Source organism: Ginsengibacter sp. (genome assembly GCF_057362405.1).
Genome location: NZ_JBMQQG010000221.1, coordinates 1 through 13749 on the forward strand (window position 1 = coordinate 1; position 13749 = coordinate 13749).

The following is a 13749-nucleotide window of genomic DNA, read 5'->3' on the forward strand; positions in this document are numbered from 1 at the left end:
AGCCATAATGTAAAAATCGACTTGAAAGAAAGGTGATATTTTTTAAGTGCTTTAATGTTGACGGTAAAATAAAAAGGCTACCTATCAATTACGATGGTAGCCCTTTTCTGAGAACTTCTTTAGTGTCCCGCTATTATAAAACGGCTTTGTTATTAAACGTTACTGATTTTAGATTATTCTCAGCTACCGTTAATGCCTGTTTGGATAACGGAGCATAATTTAACCCCGGCGCAAATTGCTGTCCTTCGTGTATATCCCACCATAATAGCTGCAATAGTTTTTTTGCCCGGTCCAAAGAACGACTATTATAATTCTGCTCTCTGTAAATTAAAGCCCAGGTAAATCCGCTAATAGGATAGCCGTCGGCCGCATCCGTATCAGTGATGAAAATCTTTGCATCGGGAGGAAGCGTCACATTCCCTGCTGCGCTAACAGAAGCGGTAGAAGGTGCAATATATTTCCCTTTCTTATTCATGATGATACCATTGGGCATTTTATTCTGAATAGCATAAGCCAGTTCAACATAACCAATACCGCCCGGAGTTTGTTTTACCAGTCCTGCAACACCTTCATTACCTTTCCCTCCCAAACCAGTTGGCCAATTCACTGATCCGCCGCTGCCTACTTTTCCCTTCCAATCAGCGCTAACTTTAGATAAATAATTTGTGAAAATATTGGTAGTGCCACTTCCATCTGAACGATGAACTATCAAAATAGGAATTGAAGGAATATTGATTCTTTTGTTGATCGATTTGATCCTTGCATCGTCCCAATTAGTAATTTTTCCGAGGTAAATGTCTGCAATAACGTCGGGAGTAAAATTAAGGTTAGCATTTAATCCCGGGAGATTATAGGTTATAACAACTGCGCCGGAGCACATGGGAATATGAATAACGGGAACGCCCATCTTGGTTGTTTGTTCATCATTAAGCGGTGCATCCGAATCTCCAAAGTCAACTGTTTTGTTAGTTAATTGAAGAATACCTCCACCCGAACCAATTGATTGATAATTTACCTGGATGCCTGTTTTTTTATTGTATTCTGAAAATTGCTTTGAGAAAAGCGGATAAATAAACGTACTACCTGCGCCCAGGATAGTGTTGTCATCTTGCGCATTTGCGGTTATTTGAAAAGAAAAAGCAATTACCATTAAAAAAGCGATGGCAAAATACTTTTGTGTTGTTGCAAAGAATTGTTTCATGTTTTTGGTTTTTTGTGCAAAGAAAGGCCTGTCTTATTATGCCGGTGTTACTAAATTGTTTCTTTAACGTTATCAAAACCGTTGCCTTATGCAGTTGGAATCATTCCATGAGATTCAGCTATTGGGCCTCTTACAGCATGTTTATTAACCCATTGGTAATGTTGGCTTAACAATTTGGTAACATAACAAGGATTCCTTTGCACAAAAAATATATGAGCAATTCTTTATCTAAAAAATGGATAGTTATCGCAGGATCGATTTTATTTATCAATTTATTATCAAGCAGTAATTTAAAAGCGCAATTTGTTTCAGGTTCTGACTCTGCCTTCAAAGCCGGAGTTCCTAATTCAGGAAAATTATGGGGTTATATGTTTGGTGATTATTATGTTAAGGCACAGGCGGACTCTCTGAACAGGGGCAGCAATAGCCAGTATTCAGGTGTGCCAAAAAACAGGAATGCCTTCCAGATCAGGAGACTTTATCTTGGATATAATTATAATATTACCAAAAAATTTGTCGCCGAAGTGTTACTTGAAGCGGCGCCCGGTGAATCACTTTCAGATAGTAAGCTCGCTTTTTATGTAAAGCTTGCCAACCTTCGCATTAAAGATCTTTGGAAAGGTACTGATCTGATACTGGGACAGGTAGGTACACCGGGCTTTTCTATGTCATCTGAACCAATATGGGGTTATCGTTCTATAGAGAAAACCATAATTGATATTCGCGGCACTCCGTCTTATGATTTGGGGGCTTCTTTACAGGGAAAGTTTGATCCCAAAAAAGGAAATTTCGGTTACGATTTAATGGTAGGCAACGGAACAGGTGCTAAACCAGAAGGAGACAACTACAAATGGCTCTATGGTGATATCTGGGGTAAATTTCTTGATAAAAAACTCTACGTAAATTTATATGTCGATTATAACGGCATGTCCCCGGTTGCCGGCATGAAGCATTCAAGAAGTATGATTAAGGGGTTTGTTGCTTATACGGTTCCAACATTTACACTTGGCGTAGAAGCCTATAGCAATCATTTGAAAAATGATGACCTGGCTACAGAAATCTCCTCCGCAAATGTTGATGTTTTATCGGTAAATGCAACCGGCCTTTCAATTTTCGCAAGAGGAACGATGGTGAAAGACAAATTAGGTTTCTTTGCACGTACCGATTTTTTCAATCCTAACAATAAGGTTGACAATGGTAAGTATAACAAATATGTAGGTAATACAAGCGGGTATAATGATCCCTCCACGAAAGAAAATTTTATTACAGCGGGGCTCGATTATACACCGATGAAAAATGTTCACCTGATGCCGAATATTTGGATTAATCATTATTCAAACCAGGGATTTTCAACAAAATATAATACCAGTGATGTTGTTGCCCGCCTTACCTTTTATTTTGTTTTTGGTAAGTAATTTTTAGAAACTATTATTTATTTATTTCAAACCAATTTATATATTATCATGAAAATAAGTTCAAAAATCAAACAAGCTTTATTATCATCGTTCGTTCTTATTGCAGCCGCCAGTGCGCTGCCAGGATGTAACGGGGGTGGATCCGGAAAAGAAGGTACGGGTGACTCCACCTCAACGGCTTCGACTAACGGAGACGATAAAACGCTTTTGGGAGCAGGAAGTACATTTGTCTATCCATTATTCTCCAAAGAATTTTCCGAGTATAACAAGCTTACGGGGCTAAAGATCAATTACCAGTCAATTGGTTCAGGTGGAGGTATTCTCCAACTAACTAATAAAACCGTTGATTTTGGTGATTCTGATGCACCCCTGACCGAAGAGCAGGCCCAAAAAATGGGTGTTCCCGTATTACACATTCCTATGTGTTCAGGTGCAGTTGTTATCAGTTATAATTTGCCGGAAGTAACCGACACTTTAAAAATAACTCCTGAAGTGCTTGCAGAAATTTATCTTGGTAAGATTACAAAATGGAACGATGCGAAAATTGCAGCGATTAACAAGGGAGTAAAATTACCGGCTACGCCCATTGTAATAGCGCACCGCTCTGATGGAAGTGGCACAACAAACATTTTTACTGATTATTTGTCTAAAGTAAATGACGAGTGGAAAACCAAAGTTGGTAAGGGCACTTCTGTAAACTGGCCTGCAGGCCTTGGGGGAAAAGGAAACGAAGGAGTATCTGGTCTTATTAAACAAACTCCGGGCGGTATTGGTTATATTGAATTGGCTTACGCAGTGCAGAATAAGATGGCTTATGCAAAAGTTCAAAACAAATCAGGCAATTTTATTACTCCAAATATTGCCTCAACCAGCGCGGCAAGTAACGTGCAATTACCTGCGGATTCAAAAATATTTCTTGGCAATACAGATGCTGCAGATGGATACCCGATTAGCGGATTTACCTGGGCATTGATTTACCAGGAACAGAGTTATAATAACCGTGCACAGGACAGGGCCCAAAATCTTCTAAAATTATTGTGGTGGACCATCCATGATGGCCAGCAATTTTGCCAGGGTTTAAATTATGCACCATTGTCGCCTGCTGCAGTTACAGTTGCAGAAACAATTCTTAAATCGGCTACATTTAACGGTAAACCATTGTTGTAATAAAAATCTTTTATATAGTTTTGAAATTATCAATAACAAAACCAGGAGATTCCCGCAGTAATTTGTTGCTGCGGGAAATTTCATCTATAAACGGTATGATGAATGTGTTGAAAAGCATTAAAATCAGGCGATCTATTCGACAAATACGAATGGAAAAGTTTTTTAAAACTGCTCTTATTTTAATTGCTTTAAGTATTCTTATACTAGTCATATCATTCTTACTAACCCTGATTGTTCAGTCAATGCCCTCAATCAAGGCCCTTGGGTTTGGTTTTTTAACGGGTAAAACATGGGATCCCGTAGCTAATGTTTACGGCACTTACCCGTTCCTGTTAGGTACCCTGTTAACTTCCTTCCTGGCATTATTGATATCCATACCCTTTTCATTTGCCATTGCAATTTTTTTAGGTGAATATTACCCGCGTGGTTGGTTCTCCGAATTTTTGAAAAATTCAATAGAACTTATTGCTGCGGTTCCATCTGTTATTTATGGTTTTTGGGGCTTATTTGTATTAGTACCGTTAGTACGAACTTTAGAACTCAAACTTGGAGTAACTCCTTATGGCATCGGTATATTTACGTCATCCCTGATTTTAGCTATCATGATCATTCCTTATGCGGCGTCTTTAGGAAGAGAAATGATTCGAATGGTGCCTTCCTCATTAAAGGAGGCTGCCTATTCGTTAGGTGCCACCAGGTATGAAGTGATTCGGGCTGTAATTTTACCTTATGCCAAATCGGGCTTGATGGCCGGCGTTTTGCTCTCGCTGGGGAGAGCATTAGGTGAAACGATGGCTGTGACTATGGTAATTGGAAATACGAGTCTCATACCCAAAAGCATTTTTGACCCGGGCAATACTATGGCGAGCGTAATTGCCAATGAATTCACGGAAGCTGCCAGCACCCTTTATCTGTCCTCTCTAATTGAATTGGGATTAGTGTTGTTTCTTGTAACTGTGATTATTAACTTAATTGGAAAAAGAATCATTAAAAGATTTACAACAGATTAATTATGAAACCGAATATTAAATACAGAATCGGGAAGAGTAAATTTTTTAAATTCATGGTAATATTGTTCGCTACACTTTGTACCGTTCCTTTGTTTGTAATCCTGGCATATATTTTAAAAGAAGGCATTACCAAAATAAACTGGCATTTTCTTGTTAACCTTCCGAAGCCGGTTGGTGAATCGGGAGGAGGAATTGCAAATGCTCTTGTCGGCAGCTTACTTATTGTTTTTTTTGCGGCTTTAATGGCTATTCCAATTGGAATAATGGGTGGTATATATCTAAGTGAAAATAAGAAAAGCTGGCTGGCCAACTGGACTCGCCTTGCAGTTGATGTGTTACAAGGCACACCGTCAATAGTGGTAGGTATTGTAATCTATTTTTGGATCGTAAAGCCATTGAGTACGTTTTCTGCCTTATCGGGAAGTGTGGCTTTGGCAATTATGATGCTCCCGATTGTCGTGCGATCAACAGAAGAAACTTTAAAGCTTTTACCGGATTCTCTCAAAGAGGCTGGCCTTGCGTTGGGCTTACCTTATCAACGGGTAATTTTAAGAATTCTCCTGCCTTGCGGATTTAGCGGGGTTATTTCAGGAGCTATCTTAGCCGTTGCCCGTATTGCGGGCGAGACCGCTCCATTATTATTTACCGCGTTTGGAAATCCCTATTTTTCTACTAATATTTTAAAGCCAATGCAAAGCCTGCCATTGCTTATTTTTAACTACGCAACCAGCCCCTATGATGATTGGCACAACCTTGCATGGGGAGCAGCACTTATTTTGTTAATATGGGTGTTATTATTAAATATTATTACTAAGATTACAACAAGACGATGGAAAGTACAATTTTAAAGGCGATTGATTTTGATGCTTATTTTGGAGAAAATCATGCTGTAAAAAAAGTAAATATTGAAATCCCAAAAAATAACGTTGTTGCCGTAATGGGCCCTTCGGGATGTGGTAAAACAACTTTTCTTCGCTGCATTAACCGGATGCATGAACTAATAGAAGGAGCTACTACCAAAGGAAAAATGCTCTTGAACAATGAAGATATATACGACATGCATCCCATATTTGTGCGTCATAAAATAGGTATGGTATTTCAAAGACCCAACCCCTTTCCTAATTTAAGTATTTACGATAATGCAATTGCAGGGTATAAACTTAATGGGATGAAGATTGCCAAGGCGGACCGGGATATTATTGTAGAGCAATCGTTGCAAAAAGCAGCGCTGTGGAATGAAGTAAAAGATTCATTGCATAAAAAGGGAACATTTCTATCCGGTGGTCAGCAGCAGCGTTTGTGTATTGCTCGGGCAATTGCCATGGAGCCGGAAGTACTTTTATTGGATGAACCTACTTCAGCCCTGGATCCTATTTCCACTTCAAGCATAGAAGTTTTGCTGCAGGAATTAAAGAAAAATTATACCCTTATTGTAGTAACACACAATATGCAACAGGCTGCGAGAGTAAGTGATAAAACCGCTTTTTTTTACCTGGGTGAGTTAATTGAATATGACGATACTAAAAATATGTTTACTAATCCCCAGGATAAACGAACTCAAAATTATATAACCGGAAGGTTTAGCTAATGTAAAAAATAAGTAATGACACATTTTGAAACAGAATTGCAGGATGCAAAATCAGAAATAATTAACATGTGGGAGTTGGTCTTGTTGCAATTAACAAAGGCTAAAGATGCCATGTTGAGTTTTGACAAAGACCTTGCAAGGGAAGTGATAGCAAAGGAAAAAAGAGTAAATGCTCTTGAACTAAAAATTGACCGGGATTGCGAAAATATCTTTGCTTTGTATTGCCCCGTTGCCATTGACCTTAGGTTTTTGCTAGCCGTACTTAAAATAAATAATAATCTTGAAAGAATTGGAGATATCGCCGAAGGTATCGCCAGGTATATTGTTGAATCGCCCGCCAGGTTTGACATCGCGATGCTTGAAGATACTGAACTGATTAAAATGTTTGAAGATTCTATAAGTATTCTCACCGATACGCGGGTCGCCTTTGAGTTTGAAAATACGCTTTTAGCCAGAACAATTTTTTCGAGAGACGATATCCTCGATGATATTAATAAACGGGCAGATGATAATATTTCAAAATTTATCAGGAATGACGCCAACGTTATCAGCCAGGCTCTTTACATTTTGTCCATTATCCGCAAACTCGAACGGGTAGGCGACCAGTCTAAAAATATAGCAGAAGAAATTATTTTTTACGTTGAAGCCAAAGTGCTGAAGCACCAGTAATATTTAAATATCGTTTTTACAATTAATAGCATTTAAGATTTTCCGTAAGCAAAACAGCGTCTTGCAAACTGTACCACCCTGCAATCGTGTAAGGTGGTTTTTTATTAACACCAACCCGTCCGGGAGATGGGCTTATCGCCAGGTGAAAATTTTAGCTTGAATATTCAATCTGCATTTGTTTATTTTTGGCAATACTGAATTGTATTTTGCATGTCGTTACCTTCCTTGTTTAAAGCAAATCGTTCTTTCTTTGTCGGATTTTTTTTATTTGTAATTCTTTGTTGCTTTATTCTTTTTTTTTATTCAAAGGCTGATGGCTTTTACTTATTAAATCCATATCACTCTCAATTAACAGATTTTATCTTCATTTATCTTACTTACATAGGCGATGGCTTTTTTTGCATAGGTATTGGCTTATTGCTTTTACTTTTCAGAAAAAGATTTTTAGGGCTAATGGTATTAGGCAGTTATGCTATTTCGGGGATAATAGCGCAGGTTTTAAAATATTACATTCTTGAAGCCAGGCCTGCAGTTTTTTTAAAAGATACTTCTTACAAATATTTTATTGAAAATGTAACGCTTCATAATTTTCATGCATTTCCTTCAGGTCACACTGCTTCAGCGTTTGCAATGGCCGCCGTATTGAGTTTTGCATTAAAAAATAAAAGCTATTCGACACTTTTCTTAGCGGGAGCTATTGTAGTGGGATATAGCCGCATCTACCTTGCTCAGCATTTTGCCGACGATGTTTTGGCAGGCGCTTTAATAGGTGTTCTTTCTGCTATATTTTGCTGGATTTTTTTCTACAAATTATTTTCGACAAAACATATTTCAAAGAAAAAAATCAATTAGTTCTGGCGGAAGGTAATGTAAAGCCAAATGTTGTACCTACGTCGGTTTTACTTCTTACATGTATTGTTTCGCCATGGGCTTCAATAATGTGTTTCGCAATCGATAAACCAAGTCCGCTTCCGCCCACCTTGCGTGTTCTTGCAAGATCAGTGCGATAAAATCTTTCAAATATTCTGGGCAAATGCTCCTCTGAAATTCCATTGCCGTCGTCGCTTATTTCTACGAGTATTTTTTTACCATCGATTTTATAAGCGCTCCCTTCAATAGTTCCATTGTTCTTTCCGTATTTAATACTGTTGTCGATAAGATTAATAAGCACCTGTCTTATTTTTTCTTTGTCGGCGAAAACAGTAAGTGGTAATTCGCATCCTTTCTTAATAAAACATTTAATTTTCTTTTCATCGGCTTTAATCGACAGAGATTCAAAAACTTCTTTAATAACATCCTGAATTACAAAATTCTGTTTATATAATAATTGTTCCCCGCTTTCCAGTTTGGTTATTTCATCCAGGTCGTCCACCAGGTTTACCAACCGATCAACATTCTTAGAAGCATTGGTTAAAAATCTTACGTTTACTTCGGGATTATTCAAAGCGCCGTTGAGTAATGTATCCACATAACCTTGTATAGCAAAAATGGGTGTCTTTAATTCGTGGGAAAGGTTCAGCAAAAATTCCTTCCTGAAAATTTCATTCTTTCTTAATATTTCGATTTCTTCTTTTCGTTGTACAGCCCATTGTTCCACATCTTCACTCACTTCTTCAATAGATTTTTGAGGCAAAATATTTTTATAATAAAACTCTTCCCTTTTACTTGCTTTTGTTTGGTAAATGAGTTTATAAATGAGTTTTATTTTTCGATATACAAAGCGCTTTACTGTATTATAAATAATAAAGTAGGCAACCAATGATATTGTAATAAAAAGAAATACAGCAGGTAGCCATAACTCGTTATAGACAAATATGGCAAGGCTTGCCGTTAGTCCAATGGGGATTGAGGTAAGTAAGGCAACCTGTTGTGGAGAAAAATTTTTTTTAGCTATCAACTATTTATAATTAAAGCGAAATTAATAATTACATTATTACATTTTAGAAAAGTGGCGCCATTCTTTGTTGGAGAGGGGTCGGGGTGAAGTTACCACCCAAGCACCCATGCAAATATTAGCGGTGCAACAATAGTGGCATCACTCTCTACAATAAATTTAGGCGTATGAATGTCTAATTTACCCCAGGTAATTTTTTCATTAGGAACCGCACCGGAATAAGACCCATACGAGGTAGTTGAATCTGAAATTTGACAGAAATAACTCCAGAAAGGTACATCATGCCATTCCAGATCCTGGTACATCATGGGTACAACACAAATAGGAAAATCGCCTGCGATACCACCACCAATTTGAAAAAAACCAACACCTTTTCCCGAGGAATTTTTTCTATACCAATCGCTCAATTCAACCATATACTCAATACCACTTTTCATGGTAGATGCTTTCAATTCTTTTTTTATAATGTAGGAGGCAAAAATATTTCCCATGGTACTATCTTCCCATCCGGGGACTACAATAGGAATATTTTTTTGTGCTGCAGCCAACATCCAACTGTTCCTGGGATCAATTTCATAATACTGTTCCAGCACACCACTCAATAACATTTTATACATGTACTCATGCGGAAAATATCGTTCACCTTTATCATCAGCATCTTTCCATATTTTATGAATGTGTTGCTGCAATCTCCTAAACGCTTCTTCTTCCGGGATACATGTGTCCGTTACCCTGTTATAATGATTTTCCAACAGATCCCACTCTTCTTTCGGGCTTAATTCGCGATAGTTAGGAACTCTTTTATAATGACTATGCGCAACAAGATTCATAATATCTTCTTCAAGATTAGCACCGGTGCAACTGATGATCGCAACTTTATCCTGTCTTATCATTTCCGCAAATGAAATTCCCAATTCAGCGGTGCTCATAGCACCTGCAAGCGTAACCATCATTTTTCCTCCTTCGTCTATGTGAGTTACATATCCCCTGGCAGCATCCATTAAAGCGGCGGCATTAAAATGGCGATAGTGATGTTCTATAAAATCTGAAATAGGTCCTTTATTCATTAAGTAAAATTTATTTAGTCATCTTAAGTTTATCGATGAACAAAAATAAATTTTTTTAGGGAGGAAGGCTTTGTTTTCATCATCAATAAAAATGTTGGTTCAATAAATTGAAACTTCATAACGAATCATGATTTTGTGAAGGCCACCATATTTTTGGATTTTCGTATTCGTTATTAGTCTACAATTTTTAATATTAAATTTGCAACTTGGAACGTTTCATGTTAAATATGAATATGATTGTAAGTTCTAAACATAGAGGCCTTAAACTTTTTTATGAGAAAGGCGATGCTTCAAAACTACAACGGCAACATGTGAGTATGATCAGGCTAATTTTAACACGACTTGATGCGGCAAGAACTCCGGAAGAATTAAATGTTCCTGGGTATAACTTACACCAATTGAAGGGCGATCTGAAGGCTTTTTGGCCAGTAAAGGTTGACAAGAATTACCGGATTATTTTTAAAATAGAAAATGAAAATATTCGGGACATAGATTATATTGATTATGATTAAAAAAAAATTATGGCAATGTTTAATCCTGCACATCCCGGAGAATTGATCAGAGAAACGATTGATGGGATTGCTGAAGAAACCGGCAAGAAATTAAGCGTTGAAGAAGTAGCTACCGGCCTGGGCACCACCCGCAAAACTTTATCTGCAATTATCAATGGTAAACAGTCCGTTACTCCTGAAATGGCCATAAAACTGGCAACTGGTTTTAGTAATACTACACCTGAATTCTGGCTGCAGGTACAGGATAATTTCAATCTGTTCCTGGCAAGAAAAAAAGTTGATACCAAAAAAATTAAAGTGTTTTGGAAAGCTGCCGTTTTATAAATGTGCAATACAACGTTTGGTTGCATACATTAAAATCACCGCATTAAAGGCCGGTAACGGTGTTCTATAAATGTTGAAATGGGTCCTTTATTCAGGAGCTAAATCGATTTGTTTTTATATGCAAAACCTTTTTTTATTTTTTATTGCCTCTCTACTTCTCAATCTCACTCCCGGAAACGACATGATATATGTTGCTTCAAGAAGTATATCGCAGGGTGTTAAAGCAGGAATAATTTCTGCAGTTGGTATTTTTGTCGGATGCTTTGTACATATTGCTGCTGCTGTTTTTGGCCTATCAATAATCATAATGAAATCAGCCTTTCTTTTCGAACTCATAAAGTTTCTTGGAGCAGGGTATTTAATTTATCTCGGTGCCAAAACCCTTTTGTCAAAATCAAATTTCAATAAAAATATACAAGCGCTTCCACCAGCGGACAAATGGAAACTATTAAAGCAGGGAATTATTACGAATGCCTTGAATCCTAAAGTGGCATTGTTCTTTTTGTCGTTCTTACCACAGTTCATTCAACCTGCGTCACCATTATATAAAATACAACTCTTCTCGTTGGGTTTATGGTTCGATCTGCAGGGAACTTGTGTGCTAATGATAGTTGCCTGGGTAATTGGCAAGGCTGGCAACTTCATAAAAAATAATAAAAGGTTCTGGCGCATGCAGGAAAAAATTACCGGTATAATATTAATAGGGCTTGGAATTAAAGTGGCGTTGGCATCGAAGAAAATAAGTTAATTACCGGGCTTGAAGCAGACAAGCTGTTAAATGTTTAAAATCATTTTATCCTGTTGTACTTTTTTAAAATTTTTATAACTGCTTCATGCGGAAGACCAGGAACTGTATTGTCGTTTATGCCTTTCATAGTTTTGCCAGCTACCAATGCATTAATGATAGCTTCTTCAGTCGCTTCGATCGTTGCAGCAAATAGATCATTCATAAGATCATTGGAATACATTGTAAGGCTTGTCTCTTTTGTTCTGCTGAAAGCCGTTTTATTGGCAGTGGAAAAAGCTAGGAAAATATCGCCGGAACCATTTCCCCCGATTCCTCCCGTTTTTCCGATACCAAGATTAACTCTACCGGCTAAGCGCTTTAATTGATGAGGAAGAAGCGGGGCATCAGTAGCTACCACAACAATGATAGAACCACCTTCCGAAGACCTGTTATCTTTCTTAGGATTTTCCTGGCTTGCTGTATTTATTGATGGCAGCAACACGTTTGCCAGTTCTTTTCCAACCGGTACTCCTGCTATAGTTAATTGTTTCCTGGTACCATAATTTGCCTGTACCAAAACGCCAACGGTGTATCCACCCAAACTTTCATTGATTATTCTCGAAGAGGTTCCTGTACCACCCTTGAAATCATGGCAAATCATTCCGGTGCCCCCGCCCACGTTACCTTCTTCAACGGGACCTCCCTTTGCCGTTTCCAGTGCATGCCAGGCATGTTCCGGCTTAATATGGAAGCCATTAATATCGTTTAAAACACCGTCGTAAGTTTCAGCAACTAACGGGTACGAATACCAGAAACTTTGACCGGTATCATAAAATTTATTTTTATCCATCCATTCCAATGCAGCATCGCGAACGGTACCCACACTACTCGTATTAGTTATTAAAATGGGTGTTTCCAAAAATCCTGACTCGGTTATCCAATGCGTTCCCGTCATATCCCCATTACCATTTAAACAATGCCAGTTTGCAAAAACCGGCATATAAATTTTGCCTGCCGGAAAGATGGCGGTAACCCCTGTCCTGATTGGGCCTTTTCCTTTTAAGAGATGGCCGCTTCCTTCCATTAAGGTTGTAAAGCCTACTTCAACTCCTGCAACATCAGTTATGGCATTATATTTCCCGGGGTTGCCATCGAAAGGAATTGCGAGGTCTCTTGCTCTTGCATTTTGTTGAGACATAGTTGAAAATAAATGGTTAAGAATAAAAATGTCAAACAAAAGTATTTGTTTCATTTTTATCGACTTAGCTAAACCGCGAATTTCATCTAACGGGCAAACCTTTTTCTTAGGATTCATTCATTGAGGGTGCAGTATAAATATTTTTACATTTCCTTAGCAATTCCTCTAACTGAGGGATTAAAATGTTAAGATGACGTTAGAATAGATTCCATTATTAAACTATGGGATTGAGACTCTGTCAAAATATAAATGCCCATTAACAGATTTCTTCAATTGTGGCATCTTATTAGTATCAACCAAAGTAAATATCTACCAATGAAAAAAATTCTTCTTATATCAGCAATTGCCTTGAGCGCATTTAGCTACCAGGCAAAATCCCAGGTTAGCGTTCATATAAATATAGGGCGTCAGCCGGTGTGGGGACCAGTCGGCTACGATTATGTTGACTATTATTATATACCGGATTTGGACGTGTACTATGATGTTCCTCGTGGCCTTTTCGTTTATTATGACTATGGACGTTGGAATTTTGCGGCATCATTACCACCAAGATATGGCCGATATGATTTGTATCATTCTTATAAAGTGGTAATTAACGATCGCGATCCATGGCTGCGTAATTCGTATTATCGCTTACATTATCGCTCTGACCGCGGCCATTACCAACCTGTAATAAGAGATAGTCGTGATAACAGGTATTTTGCCGAACGGGAACGTTACGAACATAACAGGTATGACCGCAGGAGAGATGATGACAGGCGTGATGATCGTGGAGAATATGGAAGAGATAATGGCCGCGGCAACGGGGGTAGAAATAATGGTCGCGGGAATGGTGGTGATCATGGAAGGGGAAATCATGGCCACCACGACAGAGATTAAATATTAAATTCTTTTCAAAGCCGTTCCATCATCCGGAACGGCTTTTTTGTTAAATGCAGTTAGAAAAGAATAGTGGAATTTTTTTGAGTAAATTTATT

Annotated in this window: 15 protein-coding genes; 11 read left to right on the top strand and 4 right to left on the bottom strand. The window is 38.0% G+C overall.

What is annotated here, in order from left to right:
• Positions 1–133 precede the first annotated feature (133 nt).
• Positions 134–1201 (bottom strand): phosphate ABC transporter substrate-binding protein PstS, encoded by a 1068-nt coding sequence (gene pstS, locus ACO1O5_RS18765; protein WP_486272975.1) that lies wholly within the window; start codon positions 1199–1201, stop codon positions 134–136.
• Between the two features lie 212 nt (positions 1202–1413).
• Here pstS (ACO1O5_RS18765) and ACO1O5_RS18770 point away from each other — a divergent pair, with 212 nt between their 5' ends.
• The 7 genes from ACO1O5_RS18770 (at position 1414) to ACO1O5_RS18800 (ending at position 7902) form a co-directional block, all read left to right on the top strand.
• A complete protein-coding gene (locus ACO1O5_RS18770) occupies positions 1414–2616 on the top strand; it encodes a hypothetical protein (protein ID WP_486272977.1) in 1203 nt (400 codons plus the stop codon).
• Positions 2617–2664: 48 nt separating this feature from the next.
• A complete protein-coding gene (gene pstS, locus ACO1O5_RS18775) occupies positions 2665–3783 on the top strand; it encodes a phosphate ABC transporter substrate-binding protein PstS (RefSeq protein ID WP_486272979.1) in 1119 nt (372 codons plus the stop codon).
• 20 nt (positions 3784–3803) lie between these two features.
• A complete protein-coding gene (pstC, locus tag ACO1O5_RS18780; protein ID WP_486272981.1) occupies positions 3804–4793 on the top strand; it encodes a phosphate ABC transporter permease subunit PstC in 990 nt (329 codons plus the stop codon).
• Positions 4794–4795: 2 nt separating this feature from the next.
• Positions 4796–5641, top strand: a complete 846-nt coding sequence (gene pstA, locus ACO1O5_RS18785; RefSeq protein WP_486272982.1) for a phosphate ABC transporter permease PstA — start codon at positions 4796–4798, stop codon at positions 5639–5641.
• Positions 5623–6381 carry a phosphate ABC transporter ATP-binding protein PstB gene (gene pstB, locus ACO1O5_RS18790; protein ID WP_486272984.1) on the top strand — a complete coding sequence of 253 codons (759 nt, stop codon included), beginning with the start codon at positions 5623–5625 and terminating at the stop codon, positions 6379–6381. The genes pstA and pstB overlap by 19 nt, the downstream gene beginning before the upstream one ends.
• Before the next feature lie 15 nt (positions 6382–6396).
• Positions 6397–7050 (top strand): phosphate signaling complex protein PhoU, encoded by a 654-nt coding sequence (gene phoU / locus ACO1O5_RS18795; protein ID WP_486272985.1) that lies wholly within the window; start codon positions 6397–6399, stop codon positions 7048–7050.
• A gap of 453 nt (positions 7051–7503) precedes the next feature.
• Positions 7504–7902: a phosphatase PAP2 family protein gene (locus ACO1O5_RS18800; RefSeq protein WP_486272987.1), complete on the top strand. Its 399-nt coding sequence runs from the start codon at positions 7504–7506 to the stop codon at positions 7900–7902.
• Here ACO1O5_RS18800 and ACO1O5_RS18805 read toward each other — a convergent pair.
• Positions 7895–8947: a sensor histidine kinase gene (locus ACO1O5_RS18805; RefSeq protein ID WP_486272989.1), complete on the bottom strand. Its 1053-nt coding sequence runs from the start codon at positions 8945–8947 to the stop codon at positions 7895–7897. The genes ACO1O5_RS18800 and ACO1O5_RS18805 overlap by 8 nt on opposite strands.
• Positions 8948–9036: 89 nt before the next feature.
• Positions 9037–10011, bottom strand: coding sequence for a deoxyhypusine synthase family protein (locus ACO1O5_RS18810; protein ID WP_486272990.1), 975 nt, complete (start codon positions 10009–10011; stop codon positions 9037–9039).
• Positions 10012–10238: 227 nt separating this feature from the next.
• Between ACO1O5_RS18810 and ACO1O5_RS18815 the strand changes: the two genes are divergently transcribed.
• From ACO1O5_RS18815 to ACO1O5_RS18825, 3 genes are all read left to right on the top strand, one after another.
• Positions 10239–10523, top strand: coding sequence for a type II toxin-antitoxin system RelE/ParE family toxin (locus ACO1O5_RS18815; protein ID WP_486272992.1), 285 nt, complete (start codon positions 10239–10241; stop codon positions 10521–10523).
• A gap of 9 nt (positions 10524–10532) precedes the next feature.
• On the top strand, positions 10533–10847 hold the full coding sequence (locus tag ACO1O5_RS18820; RefSeq protein ID WP_486272994.1) for a HigA family addiction module antitoxin: 315 nt from the start codon (positions 10533–10535) through the stop codon (positions 10845–10847).
• Between the two features lie 118 nt (positions 10848–10965).
• Positions 10966–11595: a LysE family translocator gene (locus ACO1O5_RS18825; RefSeq protein ID WP_486272996.1), complete on the top strand. Its 630-nt coding sequence runs from the start codon at positions 10966–10968 to the stop codon at positions 11593–11595.
• A 40-nt stretch (positions 11596–11635) separates the two neighbouring features.
• Here the strand turns inward: ACO1O5_RS18825 and ACO1O5_RS18830 are convergent, their stop codons facing one another.
• The gene (locus ACO1O5_RS18830; RefSeq protein WP_486272998.1) at positions 11636–12826 is read right to left on the bottom strand and encodes a DmpA family aminopeptidase; all 1191 of its coding nucleotides are present in this window, start codon (positions 12824–12826) and stop codon (positions 11636–11638) included.
• Positions 12827–13087: 261 nt separating this feature from the next.
• Between ACO1O5_RS18830 and ACO1O5_RS18835 the strand changes: the two genes are divergently transcribed.
• Positions 13088–13651 carry a hypothetical protein gene (locus ACO1O5_RS18835; RefSeq protein WP_486273000.1) on the top strand — a complete coding sequence of 188 codons (564 nt, stop codon included), beginning with the start codon at positions 13088–13090 and terminating at the stop codon, positions 13649–13651.
• The last annotated feature ends 98 nt before the right edge of the window (positions 13652–13749 follow it).

Bases quoted from the DNA above. Each gene is read 5' to 3' on its own strand.
- pstS (WP_486272975.1), bottom strand. From the start codon at position 1,201: ATGAAACAATTCTTTGCAACAACACAAAAGTATTTTGCCATCGCTTTT.
- ACO1O5_RS18770 (WP_486272977.1), top strand. From the start codon at position 1,414: ATGAGCAATTCTTTATCTAAAAAATGGATAGTTATCGCAGGATCGATT.
- pstS (WP_486272979.1), top strand. From the start codon at position 2,665: ATGAAAATAAGTTCAAAAATCAAACAAGCTTTATTATCATCGTTCGTT.
- pstA (WP_486272982.1), top strand. From the start codon at position 4,796: ATGAAACCGAATATTAAATACAGAATCGGGAAGAGTAAATTTTTTAAA.
- pstB (WP_486272984.1), top strand. From the start codon at position 5,623: ATGGAAAGTACAATTTTAAAGGCGATTGATTTTGATGCTTATTTTGGA.
- phoU (WP_486272985.1), top strand. From the start codon at position 6,397: ATGACACATTTTGAAACAGAATTGCAGGATGCAAAATCAGAAATAATT.
- ACO1O5_RS18800 (WP_486272987.1), top strand. From the start codon at position 7,504: ATGGTATTAGGCAGTTATGCTATTTCGGGGATAATAGCGCAGGTTTTA.
- ACO1O5_RS18810 (WP_486272990.1), bottom strand. From the start codon at position 10,011: ATGAATAAAGGACCTATTTCAGATTTTATAGAACATCACTATCGCCAT.
- ACO1O5_RS18815 (WP_486272992.1), top strand. From the start codon at position 10,239: ATGAATATGATTGTAAGTTCTAAACATAGAGGCCTTAAACTTTTTTAT.
- ACO1O5_RS18820 (WP_486272994.1), top strand. From the start codon at position 10,533: ATGGCAATGTTTAATCCTGCACATCCCGGAGAATTGATCAGAGAAACG.
- ACO1O5_RS18825 (WP_486272996.1), top strand. From the start codon at position 10,966: ATGCAAAACCTTTTTTTATTTTTTATTGCCTCTCTACTTCTCAATCTC.
- ACO1O5_RS18830 (WP_486272998.1), bottom strand. From the start codon at position 12,826: ATGAAACAAATACTTTTGTTTGACATTTTTATTCTTAACCATTTATTT.
- ACO1O5_RS18835 (WP_486273000.1), top strand. From the start codon at position 13,088: ATGAAAAAAATTCTTCTTATATCAGCAATTGCCTTGAGCGCATTTAGC.